This window comes from Bacillus sp. 05T22 (genome assembly GCF_056396765.1).
In genome coordinates this window covers 1-490 of sequence record NZ_JBFTMC010000285.1, presented here as the reverse complement: position 1 = coordinate 490, position 490 = coordinate 1, and the positions used below count along the sequence as shown (strand labels likewise).

At 61.8% G+C, this 490-nt stretch carries 1 protein-coding gene; it reads right to left on the bottom strand.

Features of this window, described 5'->3' with window-relative positions; translation table 11 throughout:
- Positions 1-406 (bottom strand): LacI family DNA-binding transcriptional regulator (locus AC1DIT_RS28455; protein ID WP_476998631.1); only part of this gene is annotated, 406 nt, incomplete at its 3' end.
- Positions 407-490 lie beyond the last annotated feature (84 nt).

Below are 490 nucleotides of genomic sequence, written 5' to 3'. Positions count from 1 at the left end.
GAATATTGACGTTCAGCGCCGGATCGACGCGATCGAGCATCACCAGCGGCGTACCGCTGGCCTGGATAATATCGATATAGGGATGACGATCGACGCTGTTGTAAAACAGGCCGTCAACCTGCTGGCTGAGCAGATTGTTGATCAGCTCCAGCTCGCGCTGGCGGCTGTTGCCCGCGTCGCCCAGCAGCATCACCATGCCGTTGCTCAACGCTTCCTGTTGCAGGGCGTGCGCGAAAGAGGCGATAAACGCGTTGCCGATATCCGGCACCACCAGCCCGTAGGTTTTGGTCGTGCCCAGCGCCAGCGCTCTGGCCAGGCTGTTAGGGCGATAGCCGGTTTTCCGCACCGCCTCCAGCACGCGCAGCCGGGTCGCTTCCGCCACCGGCCTCGGCCCGTTATTGATCACATAGCTGACCACCGCGACGGAGGTACCGGCTTCTCTGGCTACATCGGCACGCGTCGCCCTCTCAGAACTTTGTCTCGCCAACGT